Origin of the sequence: Shewanella spartinae, from assembly GCF_019457555.1 — a bacterium.
Lineage (GTDB): Bacteria > Pseudomonadota > Gammaproteobacteria > Enterobacterales > Shewanellaceae > Shewanella > Shewanella loihica.
In genome coordinates, this window is the sequence record NZ_CP080418.1 from 4,223,865 (window position 1) to 4,246,891 (window position 23,027).

Annotated in this window: 25 protein-coding genes; 12 read left to right on the forward strand and 13 right to left on the reverse strand. The window is 55.8% G+C overall.

Annotated elements, in window-relative coordinates; all coding sequences use genetic code 11:
* Positions 1-43: 43 nt before the first annotated feature.
* From K0I31_RS18260 to K0I31_RS18270, 3 genes are all read left to right on the forward strand, one after another.
* Positions 44-499, forward strand: coding sequence for a GNAT family N-acetyltransferase (locus K0I31_RS18260; protein ID WP_011867322.1), 456 nt, complete (start codon positions 44-46; stop codon positions 497-499).
* A 187-nt stretch (positions 500-686) separates the two neighbouring features.
* A complete protein-coding gene (locus K0I31_RS18265; protein ID WP_220072489.1) occupies positions 687-1,025 on the forward strand; it encodes a rhodanese-like domain-containing protein in 339 nt (112 codons plus the stop codon).
* A complete protein-coding gene (locus K0I31_RS18270; protein WP_220079290.1) occupies positions 1,018-1,203 on the forward strand; it encodes a hypothetical protein in 186 nt (61 codons plus the stop codon). The genes K0I31_RS18265 and K0I31_RS18270 overlap by 8 nt, the downstream gene beginning before the upstream one ends.
* Positions 1,204-1,355: 152 nt before the next feature.
* On the opposite strand, the gene K0I31_RS18275 is transcribed toward K0I31_RS18270, so the two are convergent.
* Positions 1,356-1,949, reverse strand: a complete 594-nt coding sequence (locus tag K0I31_RS18275) for an FMN-dependent NADH-azoreductase (RefSeq protein ID WP_011867324.1) — start codon at positions 1,947-1,949, stop codon at positions 1,356-1,358.
* 323 nt (positions 1,950-2,272) lie between these two features.
* Here K0I31_RS18275 and plsB point away from each other — a divergent pair, with 323 nt between their 5' ends.
* Together plsB and mtr are read left to right on the forward strand one after the other, a co-directional pair.
* Entirely contained in the window at positions 2,273-4,696 is a 2,424-nt protein-coding gene (gene plsB / locus K0I31_RS18280; protein ID WP_220079291.1) for a glycerol-3-phosphate 1-O-acyltransferase PlsB, read from the forward strand.
* A complete protein-coding gene (mtr, locus tag K0I31_RS18285) occupies positions 4,696-5,952 on the forward strand; it encodes a tryptophan permease (protein ID WP_220079292.1) in 1,257 nt (418 codons plus the stop codon). The genes plsB and mtr overlap by 1 nt, the downstream gene beginning before the upstream one ends.
* 72 nt (positions 5,953-6,024) lie before the next feature.
* Here the strand turns inward: mtr and K0I31_RS18290 are convergent, their stop codons facing one another.
* Entirely contained in the window at positions 6,025-6,438 is a 414-nt protein-coding gene (locus K0I31_RS18290) for a globin family protein (RefSeq protein WP_220079293.1), read from the reverse strand.
* A gap of 122 nt (positions 6,439-6,560) precedes the next feature.
* Between K0I31_RS18290 and K0I31_RS18295 the strand changes: the two genes are divergently transcribed.
* Positions 6,561-7,340: a VOC family protein gene (locus K0I31_RS18295; protein WP_220079294.1), complete on the forward strand. Its 780-nt coding sequence runs from the start codon at positions 6,561-6,563 to the stop codon at positions 7,338-7,340.
* Positions 7,341-7,499: 159 nt separating this feature from the next.
* Complete coding sequence (locus K0I31_RS18300) at positions 7,500-7,652, forward strand: hypothetical protein (RefSeq protein WP_186300602.1); 153 nt, start codon at positions 7,500-7,502, stop codon at positions 7,650-7,652.
* A 70-nt stretch (positions 7,653-7,722) separates the two neighbouring features.
* Here the strand turns inward: K0I31_RS18300 and K0I31_RS18305 are convergent, their stop codons facing one another.
* The 6 genes from K0I31_RS18305 to K0I31_RS18330 form a co-directional block, all read right to left on the reverse strand.
* A complete protein-coding gene (locus K0I31_RS18305; protein WP_011867329.1) occupies positions 7,723-10,866 on the reverse strand; it encodes an efflux RND transporter permease subunit in 3,144 nt (1,047 codons plus the stop codon).
* 8 nt (positions 10,867-10,874) lie between these two features.
* Positions 10,875-12,464, reverse strand: coding sequence for an efflux RND transporter periplasmic adaptor subunit (locus tag K0I31_RS18310; RefSeq protein ID WP_220079295.1), 1,590 nt, complete (start codon positions 12,462-12,464; stop codon positions 10,875-10,877).
* A 23-nt stretch (positions 12,465-12,487) separates the two neighbouring features.
* A complete protein-coding gene (locus K0I31_RS18315) occupies positions 12,488-13,021 on the reverse strand; it encodes a heavy metal-binding domain-containing protein (RefSeq protein ID WP_220079296.1) in 534 nt (177 codons plus the stop codon).
* Positions 13,022-13,290: 269 nt separating this feature from the next.
* Positions 13,291-13,698 carry a hypothetical protein gene (locus K0I31_RS18320; RefSeq protein ID WP_220072497.1) on the reverse strand — a complete coding sequence of 136 codons (408 nt, stop codon included), beginning with the start codon at positions 13,696-13,698 and terminating at the stop codon, positions 13,291-13,293.
* 106 nt (positions 13,699-13,804) lie between these two features.
* Positions 13,805-14,242, reverse strand: a complete 438-nt coding sequence (locus tag K0I31_RS18325) for a DUF2057 family protein (RefSeq protein WP_220079297.1) — start codon at positions 14,240-14,242, stop codon at positions 13,805-13,807.
* Between the two features lie 118 nt (positions 14,243-14,360).
* Positions 14,361-14,819: a hypothetical protein gene (locus tag K0I31_RS18330; RefSeq protein ID WP_220079298.1), complete on the reverse strand. Its 459-nt coding sequence runs from the start codon at positions 14,817-14,819 to the stop codon at positions 14,361-14,363.
* A gap of 394 nt (positions 14,820-15,213) precedes the next feature.
* Here K0I31_RS18330 and K0I31_RS18335 point away from each other — a divergent pair, with 394 nt between their 5' ends.
* Positions 15,214-15,777 (forward strand): NapC/NirT family cytochrome c, encoded by a 564-nt coding sequence (locus tag K0I31_RS18335; RefSeq protein ID WP_220043567.1) that lies wholly within the window; start codon positions 15,214-15,216, stop codon positions 15,775-15,777.
* A gap of 134 nt (positions 15,778-15,911) precedes the next feature.
* Here K0I31_RS18335 and K0I31_RS18340 read toward each other — a convergent pair whose 3' ends face one another.
* The 5 genes from K0I31_RS18340 to K0I31_RS18360 form a co-directional block, all read right to left on the reverse strand.
* Positions 15,912-16,397: a thioesterase domain-containing protein gene (locus tag K0I31_RS18340; protein ID WP_220079299.1), complete on the reverse strand. Its 486-nt coding sequence runs from the start codon at positions 16,395-16,397 to the stop codon at positions 15,912-15,914.
* Positions 16,398-16,402: 5 nt separating this feature from the next.
* Positions 16,403-16,840, reverse strand: coding sequence for a D-aminoacyl-tRNA deacylase (dtd, locus tag K0I31_RS18345; protein ID WP_220079300.1), 438 nt, complete (start codon positions 16,838-16,840; stop codon positions 16,403-16,405).
* Between the two features lie 33 nt (positions 16,841-16,873).
* Positions 16,874-17,437 (reverse strand): hypothetical protein, encoded by a 564-nt coding sequence (locus K0I31_RS18350; RefSeq protein WP_220079301.1) that lies wholly within the window; start codon positions 17,435-17,437, stop codon positions 16,874-16,876.
* Positions 17,438-17,585: 148 nt separating this feature from the next.
* On the reverse strand, positions 17,586-18,536 hold the full coding sequence (locus K0I31_RS18355; RefSeq protein WP_220079302.1) for an alpha/beta fold hydrolase: 951 nt from the start codon (positions 18,534-18,536) through the stop codon (positions 17,586-17,588).
* Positions 18,533-19,411, reverse strand: a complete 879-nt coding sequence (locus tag K0I31_RS18360) for a virulence factor BrkB family protein (RefSeq protein ID WP_083764388.1) — start codon at positions 19,409-19,411, stop codon at positions 18,533-18,535. The genes K0I31_RS18355 and K0I31_RS18360 overlap by 4 nt, the downstream gene beginning before the upstream one ends.
* Positions 19,412-19,545: 134 nt before the next feature.
* Here K0I31_RS18360 and K0I31_RS18365 point away from each other — a divergent pair, with 134 nt between their 5' ends.
* From K0I31_RS18365 to K0I31_RS18380, 4 genes are all read left to right on the forward strand, one after another.
* Positions 19,546-19,767, forward strand: a complete 222-nt coding sequence (locus K0I31_RS18365) for a hypothetical protein (RefSeq protein ID WP_011867341.1) — start codon at positions 19,546-19,548, stop codon at positions 19,765-19,767.
* A 24-nt stretch (positions 19,768-19,791) separates the two neighbouring features.
* The gene (locus tag K0I31_RS18370; protein ID WP_144201590.1) at positions 19,792-20,442 is read left to right on the forward strand and encodes a DUF2959 domain-containing protein; all 651 of its coding nucleotides are present in this window, start codon (positions 19,792-19,794) and stop codon (positions 20,440-20,442) included.
* A gap of 314 nt (positions 20,443-20,756) precedes the next feature.
* Positions 20,757-21,374 (forward strand): hypothetical protein, encoded by a 618-nt coding sequence (locus tag K0I31_RS18375; protein ID WP_220079303.1) that lies wholly within the window; start codon positions 20,757-20,759, stop codon positions 21,372-21,374.
* 222 nt (positions 21,375-21,596) lie between these two features.
* Positions 21,597-22,811, forward strand: a complete 1,215-nt coding sequence (locus K0I31_RS18380) for a 4Fe-4S binding protein (RefSeq protein ID WP_220079304.1) — start codon at positions 21,597-21,599, stop codon at positions 22,809-22,811.
* Positions 22,812-23,027: the final 216 nt, after the last annotated feature.

A 23,027-nucleotide genomic window follows, 5' to 3' on the forward strand; every position in this document is an offset into this window, starting at 1 on the left:
TTTGCTGAGGCTTAGGGTCCCTAATTACAAGATGGAGCTTAAGATGCAATTTGTGCTCGGAGTCGTCAGCCACGCCAGCGTCGTCAAGATGCTAGAACAACACCTGGAAGATATGTATGCCACCTCGCCGCCAGAGAGTGTGCACGCTTTAGATTTAAGCGAATTAAAACAAGACGATATTAGATTTTGGACCCTATGGGAGGCCGACCGACTCTGCGGTTGCGGCGCCATCAAACGCCTCTCGCCAGAGCATGGCGAGCTCAAGTCGATGCGGGTCGCCAACTACTATCGCCAACGTGGCATAGGCGAGCGGATCTTGCACCATCTTCAGGCAGATGCCGCCCAAAATGGGATGACGCGCCTCAGCCTGGAAACCGGCAGCATGGGCTTCTTCCTCCCGGCCCGGCGCCTGTACCAGAAATTTGGTTTCGTCGAGTGCGCCCCCTTCGGCCGCTACCAGGATGATCCCAACAGCGTCTTCATGACCAAGCGGCTCTGACATAACGCTGGTTTGCACATAGCTGTCCCTTGGCTTGCCCTTATCTGGCAATTGGCTTGCCCTTATCTGGCAATTGGCTTGCCCTTATCTGGCAATTGGCTTGCGCTTAACTTGCACTCGGCCATCAATTAGAATAATCTTATTGAAGTAAATCTTATAGACTCGATTCTAATTGTAGGGGCAAACCATGTTTCAATCTCTCTTAGCCAAGCTATCTGGCAGCCATCCCGCCGAGCAATGCTGGCAACTGATCGAACAAGGCGTACAGGTTATCGATGTACGCTCTCCCCAGGAATATGCCGGCGGCCACCTGCCAAATGCACTCAATGTGCCCCTGGATCAACTGGCCCAGTGGCTGACCCAACACAGCGATAAGCAGACCCCCTTCGTGCTCTACTGCGGTGCGGGGATCCGTGCCCAGAAGGGCTGCGACATCTTAAGGGCCAACGGCTTTAGCTGTGCCATCAATGGTGGCGCCCTCAAAGATCTGCTCTGCTATCAGCCACAAAGCCTCGCCAATGGCTAACAGCCAATTAGGGCCAGAAGCCGAGCAGGCTACGCCTCAGGCCAAACACTCAACCGCAGAAACGCCCAGGCCCAGATACCAATTTAGCACCAATCGCACCCATGGGCGCCATAGGGTGCGCTATGTGGAAACCAGCCAGCAGAGTGACGAGTGCACCCTGTGTGAGCTGGCACAATAGTCGTTAGCTCAATAGTCTTAAGCTAGGTAGGCGTTAACAGAATAGTCGTTAGCTAGATAAAAAAAGGCGCTCACCGATGTGAGCGCCCTAACCTAGAGATGGGTTAAATGTGGTTGACGATGAAAACCATGGGCTATTAGCGCCCGATAAACTTAAGCTACCAGCTGCTCTATGCTCTGCTTGGCCTGGCTGATCCCCTGCTCATTCGCTTCTGGACCCATGTTGAGGGCTTCGCCGTAAACGGTTTCCACCTCGTCGATACCGATAAAGCCAAGCACTGTCTTGAGGTAAGGCACCACGTGATCGCTCGCACCATTCTTGTGTACGCCGCCGCGAGTGGTTACCAAGACCGCACGCTTACCTTCTACCAGGCCTTTAGGGCCTGTTTCTGTGTAGGTGAAGGTCACGCCGGCACGGGCCACCAGATCGATCCAGTTTTTCAGCTGGGTCGGAATGCTGAAGTTATACATAGGGGCGGCGATAACCAGTGTGTCGTGTGCCTTCAACTCGGCCACCAACTCGTCTGACAGGGCCAACACCTCTTGTTGACGCGGGCTCAGCTCGTCACCGCCACGTAACCCCATGGCGATCTCGCCATCGAGTACAGGCAGTGGCTGCGCCGCCAGATCCCTGACTGTTACCTCGGCGCCCTGACCCTGCCAGTGTTGCTGCAGGTGGTCGATCAGCTTAGCCGATTGTGAATAGTCCCCTAAGATGCTTGATTTCAATACCAGTACTTTTGCCATAATCTGCTCCAATTTAAATCTCTGTTACAACCAATTGAGGCCAGTTTATCCACCATTTAACCGAAAGATAAGCGCATTAAATGCGAAAATAAGTTCGATTTAATTGAAAGGTTTAGCAATCAGAGAAATTCGAATGAATGACAGAGATACGGCCAAGCCTCTCAGCCACTGGGGTTGGCGCACACCTAAGGCCGATGGGAGATAAAACTCGAGTGTGAGCGGCTGTGATCTCGGCTAACGGACGGCGAGACAAATTAGGAACCCCTAACCATTTTCTGGTATTCTATGCCGTTATTAAACATGACTCCTATGCATAAAGAATAATGTCCAAACAAGACTCTCTTTGGTTTAAATCCTTACGTTGGATCCAGAAGAAACTCGTGCACACCATAGTAGTGCCTCAGGATCCCTTTGCCGATCTCAACCTGGATTCAGACAGACCCCTGGTCTATGTGATGAAGACAGAATCGATCAGTGACATCGCCGCACTGAGCGAGGTAACCGACCGACTCGGCCTGCCCAGCCCCTATCAGAGCCTGGATGTCGAGGGTGAACAGGCGCCGCGAGTCGTCTGTGTCGAAGGAGCCAAGCCGCTATTTGGCGAGCGCGAAGGCAACGAGTTTTACCTCGAAAGCTTCTCGCGTCTGCTGAGCGCCCACAAGAAACATCCTGAGCTGGATATTCAGCTGGTACCCGTCAGCCTCTACTGGGGTCGCACCCCAGGCAAGGAAGATGACAGCATGAAGGCCGCGGTGCTGGAGCGTGAGAGCCCCACCTGGCTGCGAAAGTGTCTGATGATCCTCTTCCTCGGCCGCCACAACTTTGTGCAATTTTCCAATGCCATGTCGCTGCGCTACATGGCCGACGAGCACGGCACCGACAAGCGCATCGCCCAGAAGCTGGCGCGCGTGGCCAGGGTGCACTTCAGCCGTCAACGTAAGGTGATGACAGGCCCAGTACTGCCTAACCGCCAGAACCTGTTCCACGCCCTGCTGAAATCTGAGTCGATGAAGAAGGCGATTCTGGAAGAGGCTCAGAGCAAGAAGATCTCCGAGGCCAAGGCCCGCGAGACCGCTATGGAATATCTCGATGAGATCGCCGCCGACTATTCAGACAGCCTGGTGCGTATCGCCGAGCGTTTCCTCACTTGGCTGTGGAACAAGCTCTACAAGGGGATCAACATCAAGGGCGCCGAGCAGATCCGTCAGCTGCACCACGACGGCCACGAGATCGTCTACGTGCCCTGTCATCGTAGCCACATGGACTACCTGCTGCTCTCTTATATCCTCTATTATCAGGGCATGGTACCGCCCCATATCGCCGCCGGTATCAACCTCAACTTCTGGCCCGCCGGCCCCATGTTCCGCCGCGGTGGCGCCTTCTTTATTCGTCGCAGTTTCCGCGGCAACAAGCTCTACACAGCAGTATTCCGTGAATACCTGGATCAGCTGTTTGCCAAGGGTTATTCGGTCGAGTACTTCACCGAGGGCGGCCGCTCACGTACCGGTCGCCTGCTGGCACCTAAGACGGGCATGATCGCCATGACACTCAACAGCGTGCTGCGCGGCGTCGAGCGCCCCGTCACCCTGGTCCCCGTCTATCTGGGCTATGACCATGTGATGGAGGTAGCGACCTATCACAAGGAGCTGAGCGGTAAGAAGAAGCAGAAAGAATCTGTATGGCAGGTGTTCGGTGCCATACGTAAGCTGGGCAACTTCGGCCAGGGCTATGTTAACTTCGGTGAGCCTATTACCCTGCATACCTACCTCAACGAGCAGGTACCCGAGTGGCGCGAAGAACTGGCCCAGGATCCCGAGCAGAAGCCAAGCTGGCTGACCCCAGTGGTCAACACCCTGGCTAACCGCGTCATGACCCGCATCAACGATGCCGCCGCCGTCAGCTCTATCACCCTGACCAGCCTGGTATTGTTGGCCTCTGAGCAGAATGCCCTGCAGCGCAGCCAGCTTGAGAAGCAACTGGATCTCTATCTGTCGCTGCTCAAGAGCGTGCCTTACACGGGCTACACCTCTGTGGTCGAAGGCGATGGCGCCAAGCTGATCGCCCAGGGCCTTGAGCTGAAGAAGCTCAAGCTGGACAGCGACCCCCTGGGTGACATCATCTCCATCGATGAGAGCCTGGCGATTGCCATGACCTACTATCGCAACAACATCATCCACCTGTTGGTGATCCCATCCTTGATCGCCAGCTGCCTGACCCGCCAGGATGAATGTAGCCGCGACGAGATCATCGCCACGGTGAAAGATTTCTACCCGCTGCTGCAGGCCGAGCTGTTTATGGGGATCGATAACCTCGAGACCTATGTGAACCAGCTGCTGGATCAGCTGCTGGCCGAAGGCTTAATCGACGAAGATAAGCATTTCAGCGTCAAGCCAGATGCCCTCAACCAGCTGTTACTGCTGGCCGGTACCATCAGCGAGACCATGCAGCGCTACGCCATCATCTTCAACCTGCTGGCGGCCTCGCCTAAGATTGAGCGCTCAGAGCTCGAGAGCGACAGCCACCAGCTGGCCCAGCGTCTGGGCGCGCTCCATGGCATCACGGCACCAGAGTTCTATGACAAGAAGCTCTATGGCACCCTGAGTGTCAAGCTCAAGGAGCTGGGTTACCTGGCCGATGACAGCCACAGCGAAGATGTTCAGCGTATCCGTACCCGGGCCAACAGCCTGCTAAGGAGCTCGGTTAGACAGACCATAGTCGACAGCGTCGCCGCGGAGCATCAAGCCTAATGGCCAATCATATGAATGCGGCCAAGCACAAGGCCTCGGGTAAGTCGCTACTGGGCGGTGCCATGATCATCGCAGGTACTGCCGTGGGCGCGGGAATGTTCTCCCTGCCAGTGGTCGGCGCCGGCATGTGGTTTAGCTACTCAGTGCTCATGATGCTGGGCGTCTGGTTCTGCATGCTGGTCTCTGGCCTGCTGCTACTGGAGACCAACCTGCACTATGAGCCGGGAGCCAGCTTCGATACCCTCACCCGGGATACCCTGGGTAACTTCTGGCGTATCGTCAACGGCCTCTCTATCGCCTTCGTGCTCTATATTCTGGCCTATGCCTATATCAGTGGCGGCGGCTCTATCGTCAACCACAGCCTGAGTAGCTTAGGGATAGAGCTGCCCCAGAGTTTCGCCGGCCTGGTGTTTGCGGTGGGCCTGGCGATTATCGTCTTTATCAGCACCAAAGCGGTGGATCGCATCACCACAATCATGCTGGGCGGGATGATCATCACCTTCTTCCTCGCCATAGGTAATCTGCTTATCGAGGTGGAGCCCGCCAAGCTGTTTGTGCCCGACGGTGAGGCCAGTTATCTGCCCTACATGCTGGCCGCCATCCCCTTCGGTCTGGTGAGTTTCGGCTATCACGGCAACGTCCCCAGCCTAGTGAAATACTATGGCAAAGACCCAGGCACTATCGTCAAGGCGATCACCCTGGGCACCCTCATCGCCTTCGTGATCTACCTGTGCTGGCTGGTTGCCACCATGGGGAACATCACTCGCAGCGGCTTTGTCGAGGTGATTGCCCAGGGCGGTAACATGGGCGTGCTGGTTGCGGCGCTCTCGGATGTGATGGCCAGCGACTGGCTGACCACTATGCTGACCCTGTTTGCCAATCTAGCGGTAGCCTCTTCCTTCCTGGGGGTGACCCTGGGGCTGTTCGACTATCTCGCCGACCTGTTTGGCTTCGATGAGTCGCGCACCGGACGCCTCAAGACGGCGGCAGTGACCTTCCTGCCACCGACTGTGTTAGGTCTGCTGTTCCCCAACGGCTTTTTGATCGCCATCGGCTTTGCCGCCCTGGCCGCCACAGTGTGGGCTGCCATAGTGCCGGCCCTTATGGCCTATCGCGCCAGACAGATGTTCCCAGACAGCCAGAGTTTCAGGGTGCCGGGCGGCACTGTGGTGATCGCCATAGTGATCTTCTACGGCCTGTTGACCGCGGCCTGTCACCTGCTTGCCATGGCAGACCTACTGCCCATGTACGGCTAGATCTAACGGGTTATCTCCTAAACAGAAAAAAGGCGCTCGATGAGCGCCTTTTTTCTTTATTTAAGTCACAAATTACCTGTCCAGCAGCGGCTTCATGGTATCGGCCACCAGATGGATCACCGCCACCCAGGCCTCGCGCACCTCGCGGGTATAGGCCTCCCCCAGACCTGTCTTCAGAGTATAGAGCAGGGCGTTGCCCACAGGGGTAAAGTGGGACTGTTTAACGCCATAGGCTTGGTGGCGACGTGCCAGCTCATGCAGCTGAGGTACCAAGGCATCGAGATCTGTCAGTCCCTCCACCGCCGCCTTCAACATGGCCATCAACTTACGTCCCTGAGACCGAATATCCTGCTTAAACAGGGGCCGCAGATTGGGGTCTATCTGAAACAGGGCATCGTAAAAAATTGCCGCCGCCTGCTCGCTGATCGGCTCGACCTGTTTAAATGAGGTTTGTACAAGATCTATCTGGGTGGACGTCAGGCTCATCGAAACTCCCTCTTCTTAGTAACTCTCTCTTCGCAATAACTCTCCCCACAGCATAGACATAAATGGCAAAACAGGCTTAACTAAATTGATATCACGACAGATTTTTCATTAGGGACTCAAAGATGAAGATTACTAGCTATCAACATGGCGACCCCTGTTGGATCGAACTGGCCAGTCACGAGGCCGCCTCGGGTAAACATTTCTACAGCGCGCTGTTTGACTGGCAGCTCAAGGATATGCCGATCCCCGACGGTGTCTACACCATGTTTGCCATAGAGGATGACGACATTGGGGCCATGTATCAGCTGCCGCAAAATATGATCGACGACAAGGTGCCGACCCACTGGAGCATCTACTTCGCCGTCGACGATCTCGAGGCCAGCCTGGAGGCAGTTATAGCTAACGGAGGCCAGGTGATCCTAGGCCCTCACAGCGTGGGCGATGCGGGCAAGATGGCCCAATGTCTGGATCCAGAAGGCGCCAGCTTCTCCCTCTGGCAGGCCGGCGCCCATATCGGCTCTATGCGCATGGGCGAGGCTAACACCCTCTGCTGGGCCGAACTCTGCTGTCGCGATACCGCCAAGGCCCAGGCCTTCTACACTAAGGTCATGGGCTGGCAGGTGCGTGAATCGCAGATGGAGGACTTCACCTACTATGAATGGCTCCAGGGCGAGCGCGCCGTCGGCGGCATGATGGCCATGACCGAGGAGTGGGGCGATATGCCACCACACTGGATGCCCTACATCATGGTAGATAACTGCGATGCCACGGTCGCTAAGGCTACAGAGATAGGCGGCCAGGTTTGTGTGCCGCCGACGGATATCCCCGAGGTGGGACGCTTCTCTGTGATCAACGACCCTCAAGGCGGCACTCTGTCAGTCATAAGACTCAACATGGCCTAAATCTCTAGTAGTAAAGCGCTAATCTTGAGTCGGGATGGGGATCAGGCATTGTTTTAACCCTTTGTTTTGGTTAGGTTCGTAACATTGCGAATTTATTTTGGCAATGTTGTTAACTACTAATCAGGGATGTAAACCATGCTAAAAAAATGGATGCCTATCATGGCGACGACTCTCGTTATCGGCCTTAGCGGTTGCGCGTCAACCCAAGAGTCAGATACAGAAACCACTGCCGACAACGGCAGCACCAAGGCTAGCCAGCAGTGTAAGAAAGTACGCTCAACCGGCTCCAACATCGGCCGTTGTCAGAAATAACGGTTACCATATAGAAAAAAAGCACTGCGATTGCAGTGCTTTTTTGTACCTAAACTAATCAATATCCGAATCAAGCCTCGGCAGAGTGCTTGAGGCGACGACCATAGATAAGCAAGTAGAGGGCCGGCAGCACGAACAGCGACAGCAGCGGCGCTGTGATCATGCCGCCCACCATAGGCGCGGCGATCTTCTGCATCACATCGTTGCCCGAGCCTGCGCCCCACATGATAGGCAGGAGGCCGAAGAAGATGGTCGCCACCGTCATCGCCTTGGGACGAATACGCATCACGGCGCCCTCGATAAGGGCCTCCTTAAGATCCGCCACATACTCGTAGCCGCCGGTGTCTTTACGATGCTTGATGGCATTGTTGAGATAAACCAGCATCACCACCCCAAATTCCGCCGCCACTCCGGCCAGCGCGATCATCCCTACCGCCACGGCCACCGACATGTTGAAGTCCAGCGCGAACAGCAACCAGGTGCTGCCTACCAAGGCGAAAGGCAGACTCAACATGATGATAGAGGCCTGAAGCGGCGAGCCGAAGGTCATCATCAGCAGGATGAAGATCACCCCAAGGGCCATAGGGATCACCTTCTTCAGCTTGGCATCGACCCGCTGCATGTACTCATACTGGCCGGCGAAGCTGTAGCTGTATCTCGGTGGCACCTTGAGCTGCTGATCCAGCGCCGACTTGGCCTCATCGATATACTCGCCGATCGAGGTGTTTTGAATATCTACAAACACCCAGGAGATCAGGCGGCCGTTCTCACTCTTGAGCATAGGCGCGCCGTCGGTGATCTCGATATCGGCTAGGTTGCGCAGCGGCAGATAGTGACCCGACTTAGTGATCACCGGCAGCTCCCTGAGCTTCTCGATATTGTCCCGCAGCGCACGCGGATAACGCAGGTTAATAGGGTAACGCTCAGCCCCCTGAATCGACTCGCCAATATCCATGCCGCCGATGGCGTAACGCACCACGTCCTGAATGTCGGTCAGAGTCATGCCGTAGCGTGAGGCCACATCCAACTTGGGCGTGATATCCACGTAACGGCCACCACCCACCCGCTCTGCGTAGGCCGACTTGGTATTGGGCAGCTGGCTGAGGATCGCCTCGATATCGGCCCCCACCTTCTGCAGCTCGTTGACGTCGGCGCCGGTGATCTTGATCCCCACAGGGGTCTTGATACCGGTAGAGAGCATGTCGATACGCGTCTTGATCGGCTGCACCCAGGCGTTCGTCAGACCAGGCACCTTGACCGTCTTCTGCAGCTGGTCGATCACCCCCTGCAAGTCGACGCCTTCACGCCACTCCTCTCTGGGCTTGAGCATGATGGTAGTCTCCAGCATGGTGAGCGGCGCGGGGTCGGTCGCCGTCTCGGCGCGTCCCACCTTACCGAACACCCGCTTCACCTCGGGCACCGTCTTGATCAGCCTGTCTGTCTGTTGCAGTACCTCGGCCGCCTTGCTGGCGCTGATGCCAGGCAGGGCCGTCGGCATATAGAGCAGATCCCCTTCCTCCAGCTCAGGCATGAACTCGCTGCCCATCTTGGTCACAGGGTACCAGGCGCTGCCCAGGGCGATCACCGCCAGCATCAGGGTGATCTTGGGGAAGCGCAGCACCATATTGAGCGCCGGCTTATAGAGGGCAATCAGCACACGGCTGATGGGATTGCTGGTCTCTTTGGGGATCTTGCCGCGAATAAAGTAACCCATAAGGATGGGCACTAAGGTGATCGACAAAATCGCCGCCGCGGCCATGGCAAAGGTCTTGGTATAGGCCAGCGGGCTAAACAAACGTCCCTCCTGGGCTTCAAGGGCAAACACGGGCACGAAGCTCAGGGTGATGATCAACAGCGAGAAGAACAGCGCCGGGCCCACCTCGATGGAGGCCTTGGCGACGATATGCCAGTGCTCCTTGTTGTCCGGATCTCTGCGGTACTCGTCCTTAAAGTGCTCCAGATGCTTGTGCATGTTCTCGATCATCACGATAGCGCCATCTACCACGGCGCCGATGGCGATAGCGATACCGCCCAGACTCATGATGTTGGCGTTCACCCCCATCTTATTCATCACGATGAAGGCGATCAGAATCGACAGCGGCAGGGTGATCACCGCAACCAGGGTCGAGCGGGCATGGAGTAGGAACAGCAGACACACCAGGCCTACCACCAGCATCTCTTCGATCACCTTGTGGAACAGGTTGTCCACCGACTTGTTGATCAGCTCAGATCTGTCATAGGTGGGAATGATCTCCACCCCTTGTGGCAGACCCGCCTTGAGCTGCTCCAGCTTAGCCTTGACCGCGTCTATGGTGGCCAGGGCGTTTTCGCCGTAGCGCATCACGATAATGCCGCCGACCACCTCGCCTTCACCATCTAGCTCGGCAATGCCGCGCCTTGAGGCAGGCCCCTTGCGCACGGTCGCCACATCTTTGAGTAGCAAAGCGGTGCCAGAGGGACTTGTGACCCCCAGAGGGATCTCCCTGAAGTCATCCAGCGTCTGACGATAGCCCTTGGCGCGCACCATATATTCGGCCTCGGCCATCTCGATCACTGAGCCGCCCGCCTCGGTATTGGACTTGTTGATGGCGTTCTTCACCGCGGCAATATCCAGCTTGTAGATAGCCAGCTTGTCGGGCTCGATCACTATCTGATAGGTCTGCTCCATGCCGCCGACGGTCGCCACCTCAGACACCCCGGCCACGCTCTGTAGCTCGAGCTTAAGATACCAGTCTTGCAGGCTCTTGAGCTGCGAAAGGTCCAGGTTGCCGGAGCGATCCACCAGGGCATACTCATAGATCCAGCCGACACCCGAGGCATCTGGCCCCAGCGATGGCTGAAGCCCTTGGGGTAAGCGGCTGCTCACCTGACTCAGGTATTCCAGCACCCGTGACCGCGCCCAGTAGATATCTGTGCCATCTTCGAAGATCACATAGACATAGGAGTCACCGAAGAAGGAGTAACCCCGCACCGTCTTGGCACCGGGTACCGCCAACATGGCGGTCGACAGAGGGTAGGTCACCTGCTCTTCCACCAGCTTAGGTGCCTGACCTGGGTAAGGCGTCTTGATGATCACCTGCACGTCCGACAGATCCGGCAGCGCATCCAAAGGCGTCTTTCTCAGCTCCTGCACACCCCAGACGGTGATCATCAGGGCGATGATCAACACCATCAAGCGCTGGGCGATGGAGGCCTCGATAATTTTCTTTAACATAGCGCCCCCTAGTGCTGATGACCGCTGCTAAGACGCATCAGGCTGCCCTTCAGACTTGCCTCGGAATCGAGCAGGAACTGACCCGAGGTCACCACCTGCTCTCCTTCCTCTATGCCGCTTAAGATTTCCGCCTTACCCTGAGACATCATGCCGACGGTGACCTTGCGGGCCAGGAAGCTGCCGTCACCCTGCTTGACGATGACACGGTTCTCTTTGCCTGTCTGGATCAGGGCTTCCTGCGGGATCACCAGCACATCCTCGTTCGGGCCGCCGTAGATCTCTATCTTGGCCAGGGTATTGGGGCGCAGCGCCACCTCACTGTTGGCCAGTACGATACGCACCCTCAGGCTGCGGGTCACGGGATCCAGTTCGGGATAGATGTAATCGATCTTGCCCTCGATCCCCTTAAGATCCATGGCGGGCACTGAGACTTCTGTGGGTTGGCCTATGGCCAGCCAGCTCTGTTCATTCTCGAACACGTCGGCGATCACCCACACCTTAGAGAGATCCACCACAGACATCACCTCTGTGGCGGGCTGAATATACATGCCGTCACGCACCGCCAGCGCCTTAACGATGCCGTCGGCCTTGGCATAGAAGGGCACCCGGTACTGGGTCTGTTTGCTCTTGGCCAGTTGTTTGATCTGCGCCTGGTTCATCCCTAGCAGTTCGAGGCGTAGTCCCGCCTTGCGCACCAGATCCTGGTAGTTGCGGCTATCCTTGGAACTCTGCAGGCTGCTCAGCGCCAGCAGGTAATCGTCCTGGGCATTGATCAGATCCGGCGAGTAGATCTCATACAGCAGCTGCCCCTTGGAGATCTTGTCACCCACTGAGGTGATGGCCAGCTTCTCTATCCAGCCGTTGACTCTGGCGTGCACGTGATTGATCTGGCTCTCGTCATAACCTATCTGGCCCACGGTCTGGACAAACTTCCATAGGGTATCTTTCTCCGCCTTGGCGACCTTAAGTGCCAGGGCCTGCTGCATGCTGCCGGAGACATCTATCTCTATCTGCTGAGCATCTGATGACATCTCCACCTTCTCCAGGTTCATGCCGCAGATAGGACAGGTGCCGGGCACATCGCTGACGATGTGGGCGTGCATGGGGCAGACATATTTGATCGACGGCTCACCGGTGAGCGGCGCGGGCTTGGCCTGGGCCAGGGGATCGTGTTGGCTGTGATCCATCTCGGGCTCAACCTTAGTGCTGGTCGACTCCTCTTCCTCCTCGGCCACCAGGAACATGTTGCACTTAGGGCAACGGCTGCCAGGCTCGTGGCTGGTCACCTCAGGGTGCATTGGGCAGACGTAGGTCACCTCATGGCCGGCCGTTAAACTAGTCTCGCTTGCATCGGTTTCCTGCTCGACCAGGAACATATTGCACTTGGGGCAACGACTACCCGGCTCGTGGCTGGTCTCTTCAGGGTGCATAGGGCAGACATAGGTCTTCTCTCCGGCCTGATGCACATGGGCCTCATGGCCTTGGCTAGCCTTGGCCTCAAGCGCCTGGCTATGACCCAACTGCGGGGTCGCCACCATAAATAGACTCAAAAGATAAGCGAGCTTTTGGCCTCTGTTTTTCGAATTTACCTGACTCATAATGCCTCATCTCCACTCATAAACTAGTGATGCTTGTGGCCGCTTTCGGCGCTCGCCACAGGCTCGAGGAACATGCCACACTTAGGACATGAATCCCCTTTCGCCCCCTTCACTTCGGGATGCATGGGGCAGTGATAGCCTTGCTTGGCCATCTGATGCTGATGTTTAGGACAGTTGTCGCACGACTTGCCTGCTTTAGCCGACTTGGCCTGCTTCAGGTTCATACCGCATTTAGGGCAGGTATCACCCTTGGCGCCTTTCACCTCTGGGTGCATAGGACACTCATAACCGCCTGCCTTATCGGCCTTGGCATGCTGATGGTGAGGACACTTGTCGCAGTCCTTGCCATCGTGTTTGGCCATGGCGTGGTGCGCCGCTGGCTCAAGGTTCATGCCGCACTTAGGACAGGTATCGCCCTTGGCGCCTTTCACTTCGGGATGCATGGGGCAGTCATAACCTTGTTCGGCCGCCGCAGCGTGATGCTGCTCGGCGAAGGCCATTGGGGCCGTACTCACAAAGATAAACGCAGTTAAAATCAGACTGATCAGGGTTTTCATCTATGGACTCCATCAAAGGATGACCGCATAACACGCGTAACGCTTGCGCGACTTAAGCCTAAAACAGTTAAATTAAGCTAATTAATATGCGGCTAATATAATTTATTTTTCGTTTAACATCAGTGAAGTAAATATTGAGGCGTACCCGGCAGATGGAAAGATTCCAAGGCTGAGGGCTTTATTACGCCAATACACCTAGTAAAACGTTTAATAAAACAAAAGGATTATCGATTTAAGCTCGGGCAGCCGTAACCGGGCGCCACAAGGGATCAGGCGATCGGCGGTCGGAAGGCTGAGCCTAAAGAGATAGAGTGGAAATGAGGCATTTGAGTGGCCAGGATAGACTCGGAACCGGCTACGCCAGGCCAGGGCGTAACGGTAAACAGCGTGCCTGTCACAGAGATCACCACGCAGTGGTTGCAATCTCCCTTGCAAAATCCTTTGCCTTCACAGCAATGCTGAGCAGCGGGAAGCACATTTTGCTCATCATCGCAGCAGTGAGATTGCATCATAGCGTCGTCATCATGACAGTCGTCGCCGTTATTCATCTGCATCATGGGCTGCTCATCCGCCTGCGCATAAGAGACCATAGCCATACCATTAGCCATTAACACCTGACCCAGCAGAGCGAGCAGTGTGATGACGACTAATGTGTGGTGTCTAAGCGTACGACGCATGGTGTAACCCTATAATGAGATGATCCAAGTCTATCACGATATCAAGATTGGGCCTTGATAAAACTCACATTTCCAGCAAGTCAAGGCCCCTAGTCTCAGGCTAGCCTTATTGTGCCAACCAGATCTTTTCCATCAGTTGTTGATGACTCATCAGGGTTAATTCCTGCTGCTGACCATTTTGTGACACCAGACGGGCCTTAGGCGCATTGACAAAGGCCTGGGCGTCCTGCTGAGTCACTATCTCGGGGAGCACCAGACGATAGGCATCGTCGCCTTTAACATCTAAGGCGAGATAGAGGGGCTCTGAGGTCACCCAGGCGCCTGAATCGTCGGCGTTATCGGCGAAGATGTCGCGATACACCAGTTCGACCAGTTGTTTACCCGCATCCAGGCTGAGCACGCTCTGCTCATGACCCACTTGCACTTCGCTGCCTTGTACCTGAAGTTCATCGGGTAGGGTGAGGCTGGCGGCGCTGGCGGTGTTAACTAAAGTTAGGGCTACGAAGGCGGCAAATAGGCTGCTAAAGAAATGACGTGTTTTCATAATCGACTCCCATCAGGCAAAGGCCTGACAAATTGGCTAATTCTTTGGCCACGCCTAATTAAGTCAACGGCGCGGCAGATTCATGTTCGTGTGCGTAACGCATGGTGAAGACGAACCATTAACCAATGGGAGGGGGTGATAGGGGAGTGAGATCGGCGGTCTGCAGCGACCAGCCAGAGATGACGATAGGACCAGACAAAGGCTGAATGGTCAGAGATGGTACGGCGGCGCTCAGATTACCTAAGGTCGAGGCGCAGTGGGTCATGCAATCGCCTGGGCCCATGGCGGCGCACAGGGCTTCGCAGTCCACCAGCGAGTTATCGCCGGACATCTTGCAGGGCTCACCCTGATGGGACATCTGCATCCCTGTCTCATGCTTAGCTGAGGCTTGGGTTGACGGCGCCATCTCAGGGTTCATGTTCTGAGCTAAGCGCATATCGCCCTGGTCGAGGGCCATCTCCATATGACCACCATGCATCAGTGACATGAGCGCGCTGGGCATGGCCATGGCTGGTGTCAGAATAAACTGACCCAGGAGGGCGATGATCAGTACAAACTTGCCAAAGATACGTGTCATATAGGGCGCAAAGATGTCGTTAATTGAACCGGGACTACCATGATAGACAGACATCTCTTGAAAAGGTTCAGCACCAATTAAATTATTTTCCGGCTTCGCGAACAATCGTCATATTAGCGATAGATAATTATCCTCGAAAATCCAACAAAATCATTACGAAATAGTAAAATTCCAGACAAACTTGTCATGTCATGGTCTTTGCTATAACTTTAGTAAATGCGCATATATTATGAGCAATTTCATAAAATCTTGCTTAGGTAAGATAGAGTTAGAGCTAGCTCTCATTTTACGGTTTTAAAGCCAGATCAAGCGGCGTCTTCTGGTTATACTCTCAGCTACAGAGATGCATTAAATATAATATTTATAATAAACATATTATTTTGGAGATAGAGTGATGAACTGGCGTGCACTATTCAAACCTAGCGCGAAATACTCAATATTTGCCCTACTCGTGGTGGGTATTGTAGTCGGTGTTGTGGGCTACTTTGCGACACAACAAACTTTACATGCAACCAGTACAGATGCCTTCTGTATGTCTTGCCACAGCAATCACTCTCTGAGAGATGAAGTGATGGCGTCGGCTCACGGCGGCGGACGTGCAGGTGTGACTGTACAATGTCAAGACTGTCACTTGCCACACGGCCCAGTTGACTACCTGATCAAGAAGATCATCGTTTCTAAAGATCTATACGGCTTCCTCACTATCGACGGATTCAACACTCAAGAGTGGTTGGATGAAAACCGTAAAGAGCAAGCTGACCTGGCGCTGAAATACTTCCGCGCTAACGACAGCGCTAACTGTCAGCACTGTCACACTCGTATCTACGAAGACCAGCCTGAAACCATGAAGAAGATGGCGAAGAGAATGCACGCCAACAACTTCAAGAAAGAAGCTGACAAGCGTAAGACCTGTGTAGACTGTCACAAAGGCGTTGCACACGTTTATCCTAAGGGATAAGACTCTGCGCACCCTAGGGTGATTCGCGAAATAAAAAGCCTCACACTGTGAGGCTTTTTTTGTATCCACTAATGCCTAACCCGCAAACCTCAGACGGCCTAAGAGCGGATTTATTTACCTCTGATGGCCGGGAGCTAATCTGCCTTAGGCTGGCTCACATAGGTCCCCTGGAACTTGGCGCAGCACTGCTCGCCGCAATATAACGCCACCTCCAGCTTCACCTTGGCACGCTTCCCCCGCCCCAGCACACTTAAGTCAGTCTCCGGCCAGCTTACTCGCGCCTGGGGCGACTCTCCCACGGGCGCCAGATAACGAATGTCCGCCTGCCCCAAGACGATATCCCCCTCGACACCGGCTAAGCGCTGTTGCAGCCACACCATGCCCCAGCCGGTAAGCGTCATCAGGGTATAGATGCTGCCGGCAAACATGGTGTGATGCAGGTTGATGTTGGGCGCCAGCGGCGCGCTCACCCTCAGCGTCTGCGCTTGATAGGCTTCGGGCGCTATCTGCATGAAGGCACTGACGGGGATCGTCTGATGCCAGGTGCGCTGCAGCTCCCCGAGTAACATCTGTATCTGCTCTAGCTCTGCTAGCTCTTTTAGTTCTTCTGCATTAGACATGATGATCACACCTGCAGATTAAAGGTGACCGGGCCGTCGTTAACTAGACTGACCTGCATGTCGGCGGCAAACTCACCGGTCTGCACAGGCACGCCCTGGGCGGCGCAGTAATCTACAAACGCCTGATAGAGCTGCTTCGCCTGCTCCGGGGTACCGGCGCCAGAAAAACTCGGGCGCAGGCCACGGCCGGTATCGGCGGCCAGGGTAAACTGAGACACCACCAAGAGGCTGCCGCCCACCTGCTTAAGGTTAAGGTTCATCTTGCCGTCTTCATCGCTAAATACGCGATAACTCATCACCTTAGTGGCGAGCTTCTCCATCTTGGCCTGGTCGTCTTCACGTTCGACCCCCAGCAAGACCAGCAGCCCCTTGTCGATGGCACCTATGGTTTGGCCATCCACATCCACCTTGGCCTGTTTGACTCTCTGTATTAAGGCTATCACTGGCCTCTCGACTCCTATGCTTTACGCTATCTATTAATTCATCGGCATCACGGGAATGGGCTTGATCAGCTGCTCGGCGGTGTTAGGCAGCGCCTGACCCACGCGCAGCAGGGCATCGTCGATCCAGAGCAGGAAGCGACGCAGCTCCTCCAGCTCCAGAGTATCGACGAAGGTCGCCGCCCCCTGTACCTGAATCACCTTGCCCTCCTCCCTCAGGGTGAACTTGGCGAAGTTGAGCTTATGGTTGAGGGTGCCTATTAGCACCATCAGCTCCTGAGTGCCCACCAGCTTAGGGCTCACCGCGTAGAAACGGCTGGCCAGGATGCGATCTATCCCCTCGGGATTCAGGCTCGGCTGCAACACAAACTGATGATCCCCAAGCTGCACGCCCACCTTATTAGGCCCCACCTTCTTGGCCAGATAATTCTTGTTGATCAGCGATACCAGCAGGGCATCGGCGGCCAGCTCGTCGCTCATGCCGCTAAAATAGACCCGCTCGGGCGCAGGCTGAGGCGTTCGCTCGGTGGCTAACACATTGGTCGCTAACACTTGGTTGCACACCAGTAGCGTCAACGCTGCGATTAATCTCTTCTTCATGATTCTGCTTCCTCTTAGCTATTAGCTTGGCTTACGCGACTGACTGCTAGCTCGCTATATAATTCTTACTGCGTATTGCTTACTGCCTATTGTTTACGGCTTATTGCTCATTACGGCTTGCCACGCTGCGCACAGCGACATCAATAGGTTAGGAACGTCCGGCGGCCAGATAACGCCCCATCTGGGTCACCGCCTCGGCGACCGCCCGGCACATCTTGTTGTCGGCGAGGGTATGATAGCCCCCCTTAACTAGACGTGACCTTAATAGCCTGGGGCCGTGGTTTTCGAGAAACTCATCCACCAGCCTTTGGGGGCAGACCCAGTCTAGCTCTCCCTGCAATATGATGGTCGGGCAGGTGAGATCGCCGCCTACCCGCTTCATCAGCTGATAGCCGCCGAAATAGTCGTTGCGGGCATAATGCAGCTCCACTCTCGCCAAGGCTCCGCCTTGCTCGGCCAGGGCCTCACTCAGCTCAAACCCGGGCACCGCCAGGGCCAGCTCCCAGCCGAGCCAACGCATCACGCAGTTGCGGCGCACCTCGGCGTCCCTATGATTAAAGCCGTCGGTGAAATGGCTAAACAGGCTATCGAGGGTATCGCCATGACCGGCGGCAAACTGGCGATACTGGCTGGAGAAGATCTGCGCCGCGCCGCCGCGACCATAGAGCCACTCCATCCCCTCGGCAGAGGGAATAAACATGCCCCAATAGATCTGCGACAACACCCGCTCGGGATAGATACAACTATAGAGATAGCCCAGGGTCGCGCCGAAGGAGCCCCCCAGCAGACACCAGGCCTCTATGCCCGCCCAGTGACGCACCCGCTCGATATCCTTCACTAGGCTGGGAAAGTCGTTGTTGGCCACCTCGCCGCAGGGCTTAGAGCGACCCGCCGCGCGCTGATCCAGCAGATAGATATGAAAGCCGCGGTCGATAAACAGCCTCAACTCCTGAGGGTTACAACCCGCCCCGGGCCCGCCATGAAGATAGAGCACAGGGATCCCCTGGGGATCACCATATTGCGCCAGAAACAGCTGGTGCCCCTCGCCGACATCGATCCAATCCTGACGGATCAGCGGATGCGACTTAGCGGGACTCACCTTTTATGCTCATCTAAGTGGATCTCCGACTCATCGTCTGCCAGCTCCTTATTCACCAGGTCCATCAGACGCTTGTCGAGGTACTCAGGCATGGCGGCGGTGATCTCGGCGCCGATCAGCACGATAATCCAGGAGAGATAGACCCACATAAACAGGATAGGAATAGTCGCCAGCGCACCATAGATAGCTTCATAGGCGGGGAACTCGGTGAGATAAAGGGCAAAGCCCTTCTTACCCAGCTCGAACAGCAGGGCAGCCACGATGGCGCCCAGCAGGGCGTGGAAAAACTTCACCTTGGTATTGGGCACCACCATGTAGATCAGCAGGAAGGTGGCCACAGAGAAGAACATGGGCAGACGCTCAACTAAGAGGGGCACCACGCCGCTAAGATCTGTGCCGCTAAACAGCTTGAGCGATACCACATAGGAGGTTGCCACCAGGCTGGCGCCCATCAGCACAGGGCCCAGGGTCAGTACCATCCAGTACATGGAGAAGGAGACCACCATGGGGCGTTTCTCCGTGGTGCGCCAGATGCCGTTGAGGGACTTGTCTATGTTGGAGATCAGCAGAATAGCCACCACCACCAGGGCGCCGATACCCACGGCCGTGCCCTTGGAGGCGTTGGCCACAAACTCGTTGATATACATCTGCACGCTGTCGCCGGCGGAGGGGATAAAATTCTCGTAGATGAAGGTCTCGATATGGCTGCGTATCCCTTTAAACACGGGGAAGGCAGATAGCATAGACATGGTCACTGCCACCATAGGCACCAGAGAGAGCAAGGTAACGTAAGCCAGGTGACCCGCCCGCATATTTATCTGGTCTTCCGTGATACGCTGTTTTAGATGTATCATGAATTGCCAGATACCCAGCATGATCGAACGAAGCAGGCTCACATCTATTTTATTTATCACGTTATTCTCTTGATTCAAGTAGGGTTAACTGCGTATCTTGGTACATTAAGATTACAAGTTTAAAGACACTAGATACAAGTGTAAGGAATAAATTGATGTCCCAACAAGGTTCGGCCGGCAACGTGATTGCCGCCATCGCAAGCTTCTTTTTCCCTGGCCTGGGCCAATTAGTACAAGGACGCATACTCGCGGCACTCCTCTTCTGTGTCGTCACCATAGTCGGCTACGCCCTGTGGTGGTTGATCGTCCCCGCCATCATAGGCGGTATTGCTCACCTGTGGAGCATCATAGACGCCGCTAAATTCAAGGCCGACTAACCGTCTAACAAGGAAATTGTCAGGATGAAAAAACTCATCACCGCAGCGGCCCTGGGCGCCGTCGTCATGCTCAGTGGCTGTCAGAGCGCCTACTATGGTGCCATGGAGAAGGTGGGCTACCATAAGCGCGACATCATGGTGGATAGGGTCAACGCCGCCAAGGAATCCCAGGAGGAGGCCCAGGCGCAATTTAGCTCGGCATTGGAAGAGATGCAGGCCCTGCTCAACCACGATGGTGGCGATCTGCAGAGCGCCTACGAGAAGGCCAGAGATGAATATGAGTCCTCACAGGAGGCCGCCGACGAAGTGAGCAGCCGTATCGACAAGGTAGAAGATGTGGCCGAGGCGCTGTTTGACGAATGGCAGGCGGAGATTGGCGAGATCAGCAAGGCCAGCCTGCGCCGCAACAGCGAGACCAAGCTACGCGAGACCCGTCGCTCCTACGAGCAGCTGGTGCGCACCATGCGCCGCGCCGAGAGCAAGATGCCGCCCATCCTGACCGCCATGAAAGACAACATGCTCTACCTCAAGCATAACCTCAACGCCCAGGCCATAGGCGCCATCAAGGGCGAATTTGCCAGCCTGCAGACTGATATCTCCAGCCTGATCAAAGAGATGAATAAGTCGATTGCCGAGTCCAACCGCTTCATCGAGTCGATGGAAGGCAACAAGTAACGCCCTAAAGCCCTAACCCTGGTTAGGGCTTTTTCTTTTACCGCATCGCGTCGGTTACACTGCTTCCCGTTTAGTCTTTCCCATGGCTCGCAGCGGCCATCCCCGAAACGTGTCACCTACTCCAGCCAGTTCTCTCTCTCAAAAGAAGCTGCCACAAGACGCAGCCAAGAGAAGCAACCGCCAAAGCTTATAGTTTAGGTTAAAGGTTCTTTAATCCCCATTTTTCGGTGCCGACATACAATGAGCTCATCGAAACAACAGGCCGCGATTAAACCGGTCAGTCAGCCTACAGTCAGCTAGATGAGGACAAACCAATGTCAGCCAAACTATTCAAGATGTTAACCGCCGCCGGTATCGGCATCGCCATGATGACGGGCTGCAGCAGCATGCCCCACGAGATCGCCTCCGAGCAACTGAGCGACCAGCTCAACAAGCAGTATCATAGCCTGACCGTGATGGCGGCCCAGACGGATCCAGCCTCACGCAAGATAGTAGAGAGGCAACTGGCCGACGACCTGGCTCAGCACCAAGTCAGCGCGACCCCAAGCTTCGAGAGCCTGCCAGATGCCGCCAAGATCACCGATGAGGCGGCGCTACAGGCCTACGCCGACGGCCAGGCCAACGAGGCGCTGCTGATCCTCAGCGTCACCGACGCGGGCTACGACTACGGCTACGACGACTATCTGGAGACCCGCGGCTGGGTCTACATGCTCGGCGGCGAGCCGGGAGCCGGCACTCAAATTGGCTCACTCGTCGATTGGGCGGGTTCAGGCCAGCAGCAGCTGCATATACAGGTCTACGACAAGCAGGCCAAGCAGGTCGTCTGGCAGGCCGATATCGACGCCAATGACAGCGGCTCAGAGGTGCAGAACATTCAGGCACTGACCCGCTTCGTCGTCGACCAGATGCAGGCCCGCGCCATCATCCAATAACCTCTCCCTTTGGCTGGCACACGAGTGTCAGCCTTTTTTATCCCCGCATGTCCATGCCCACTTTTTTATCCCCGCTTTTTTAACGCCATTAGGACCAAGATCACCTAAATGCACTGCCAATCAGGCTTTTTAGCGAGCCAGCGCACACAAGTGAAACCCTGTCAGAACTCCGCCCAAATCCCCGACTCTCAGCTATATCCGCCTCATAACTGGTTAATGGCAATGAGTTTTATCGAATCCCTGACCCTGACACTGGCCCTGCTCTACAGCTGCAGCCTACTCTACTGGAGCGGCAAACGCTGGGGCGCCGTGGTAAGCGCTGCCTCCCTGCTGGGCGCGGCACTGGTCACCCTCTACTGGCCGCTGTTTGTCGCCCTGCTGCTCGCCGCCGGCGTGCTGGCCCTCGCCCACAGATTCCAAGGCGATTTCGTCAAAGGCGATGTGCGCGCCAACACCCTCAGGGAGGGGATACAACACCTGCTGGCACTCTCCATGTTGCTGGTCGGCATTCAATATGCGGCCAACGCCGTCATGCTCAAGCTGGGCGTCACGCCCTACCTGATGCGGCCCGACGTGGGCGACGCCTTCCTGCCCATCGCCGGCGCCATAGAACTCAAGGCGATCCTCACCCTGGGCATCTGGGATCAAAACCATCCGGCCGCCGCCGTGATGCTCACCGTGGTGATCCTCACGGGTTTGCTGTGTAAGCGCGCCTTCTGCGGCTGGGCCTGCCCCCTGGGGCTCGCCGGCGAATACCTGTATAAGCTGAGAAAGCGTTTCATCAAGCGTGAACTACTGCCGCCCACCTGGCTCGACTGGCCGCTGCGCATGCTCAAATACCTGCTACTGGCGGGTCTGCTCTATATCGTGCTCGGCATGCCTTCGGCCAGTATTCCCCACTATCTCGAGGGCAACTACCATAAGATCGCCGACCTTAAGATGGCGCTCTTCTTCGTTACCCCGGGGCTAATTACCCTGGCCTGCTTCGCCGTCATACTGCTGCTGGCCGCCTGGCGCCGCCAGGGCTTCTGCCGTTACATCTGCCCCTATGGCGCCCTACTGGGCCTCACCAGCTTCTTGAGTCCGTTTAAGATCCGCCGCAGCACCCAGCACTGCCTCATCGAGACCAAGGGGATGAACTGCGACAAATGTACCCGCGCCTGCCCGGCCAATATCAAGGTGCATGAGCAAGGCACGGTACGCTCCGACGAATGCCAGGCCTGCATGCGCTGCGTCTCCGCCTGCCCTAATCAGGAGGCCCTGCACTTCAGCACCCGCAACGGCATCAAGCTCTCCGCCCGCGGCCTCACCATCATGCTGTTACTGCTGCTGTTTATGATCCCGCTGATCGCCTATGTCGGGGGATTCTGGGTCAGCCAGACGCCGACCGAGATTAGGATGTATTTGATACAACATTTGGGGGCAATTGGGCATTGATGCCCTTTGGGTTGGGGATACCCTTTTGGCTGGGGGCCCATGATAATTTTGCCCTCAGGGACATCGCTATCTAGGCGAGAATTGAAGGTCGCACCTTCATTGCAACCTATAGCCTGCGGTGGGGTTAAGGTATTTGGTGTTAATTGGGTCAGTTTGAAGGTCTAACCTTCGATGCAACCTATAGCCTGCGGCTCGCTTTTGTGCAGATACAGCTGC

Excerpts from the sequence above, each read along its gene's own strand:
- K0I31_RS18260 (WP_011867322.1), top strand. The coding sequence starts at position 44 with ATGCAATTTGTGCTCGGAGTCGTCAGCCACGCCAGCGTCGTCAAGATG.
- K0I31_RS18265 (WP_220072489.1), top strand. The coding sequence starts at position 687 with ATGTTTCAATCTCTCTTAGCCAAGCTATCTGGCAGCCATCCCGCCGAG.
- K0I31_RS18270 (WP_220079290.1), top strand. The coding sequence starts at position 1,018 with ATGGCTAACAGCCAATTAGGGCCAGAAGCCGAGCAGGCTACGCCTCAG.
- K0I31_RS18275 (WP_011867324.1), bottom strand. The coding sequence starts at position 1,949 with ATGGCAAAAGTACTGGTATTGAAATCAAGCATCTTAGGGGACTATTCA.
- plsB (WP_220079291.1), top strand. The coding sequence starts at position 2,273 with ATGTCCAAACAAGACTCTCTTTGGTTTAAATCCTTACGTTGGATCCAG.
- mtr (WP_220079292.1), top strand. The coding sequence starts at position 4,696 with ATGGCCAATCATATGAATGCGGCCAAGCACAAGGCCTCGGGTAAGTCG.
- K0I31_RS18290 (WP_220079293.1), bottom strand. The coding sequence starts at position 6,438 with ATGAGCCTGACGTCCACCCAGATAGATCTTGTACAAACCTCATTTAAA.
- K0I31_RS18295 (WP_220079294.1), top strand. The coding sequence starts at position 6,561 with ATGAAGATTACTAGCTATCAACATGGCGACCCCTGTTGGATCGAACTG.
- K0I31_RS18300 (WP_186300602.1), top strand. The coding sequence starts at position 7,500 with ATGGCGACGACTCTCGTTATCGGCCTTAGCGGTTGCGCGTCAACCCAA.
- K0I31_RS18305 (WP_011867329.1), bottom strand. The coding sequence starts at position 10,866 with ATGTTAAAGAAAATTATCGAGGCCTCCATCGCCCAGCGCTTGATGGTG.
- K0I31_RS18310 (WP_220079295.1), bottom strand. The coding sequence starts at position 12,464 with ATGAGTCAGGTAAATTCGAAAAACAGAGGCCAAAAGCTCGCTTATCTT.
- K0I31_RS18315 (WP_220079296.1), bottom strand. The coding sequence starts at position 13,021 with ATGAAAACCCTGATCAGTCTGATTTTAACTGCGTTTATCTTTGTGAGT.
- K0I31_RS18320 (WP_220072497.1), bottom strand. The coding sequence starts at position 13,698 with ATGCGTCGTACGCTTAGACACCACACATTAGTCGTCATCACACTGCTC.
- K0I31_RS18325 (WP_220079297.1), bottom strand. The coding sequence starts at position 14,242 with ATGAAAACACGTCATTTCTTTAGCAGCCTATTTGCCGCCTTCGTAGCC.
- K0I31_RS18330 (WP_220079298.1), bottom strand. The coding sequence starts at position 14,819 with ATGACACGTATCTTTGGCAAGTTTGTACTGATCATCGCCCTCCTGGGT.
- K0I31_RS18335 (WP_220043567.1), top strand. The coding sequence starts at position 15,214 with ATGAACTGGCGTGCACTATTCAAACCTAGCGCGAAATACTCAATATTT.
- K0I31_RS18340 (WP_220079299.1), bottom strand. The coding sequence starts at position 16,397 with ATGTCTAATGCAGAAGAACTAAAAGAGCTAGCAGAGCTAGAGCAGATA.
- K0I31_RS18350 (WP_220079301.1), bottom strand. The coding sequence starts at position 17,437 with ATGAAGAAGAGATTAATCGCAGCGTTGACGCTACTGGTGTGCAACCAA.
- K0I31_RS18360 (WP_083764388.1), bottom strand. The coding sequence starts at position 19,411 with ATGCTGGGTATCTGGCAATTCATGATACATCTAAAACAGCGTATCACG.
- K0I31_RS18365 (WP_011867341.1), top strand. The coding sequence starts at position 19,546 with ATGTCCCAACAAGGTTCGGCCGGCAACGTGATTGCCGCCATCGCAAGC.
- K0I31_RS18370 (WP_144201590.1), top strand. The coding sequence starts at position 19,792 with ATGAAAAAACTCATCACCGCAGCGGCCCTGGGCGCCGTCGTCATGCTC.
- K0I31_RS18375 (WP_220079303.1), top strand. The coding sequence starts at position 20,757 with ATGTCAGCCAAACTATTCAAGATGTTAACCGCCGCCGGTATCGGCATC.
- K0I31_RS18380 (WP_220079304.1), top strand. The coding sequence starts at position 21,597 with ATGAGTTTTATCGAATCCCTGACCCTGACACTGGCCCTGCTCTACAGC.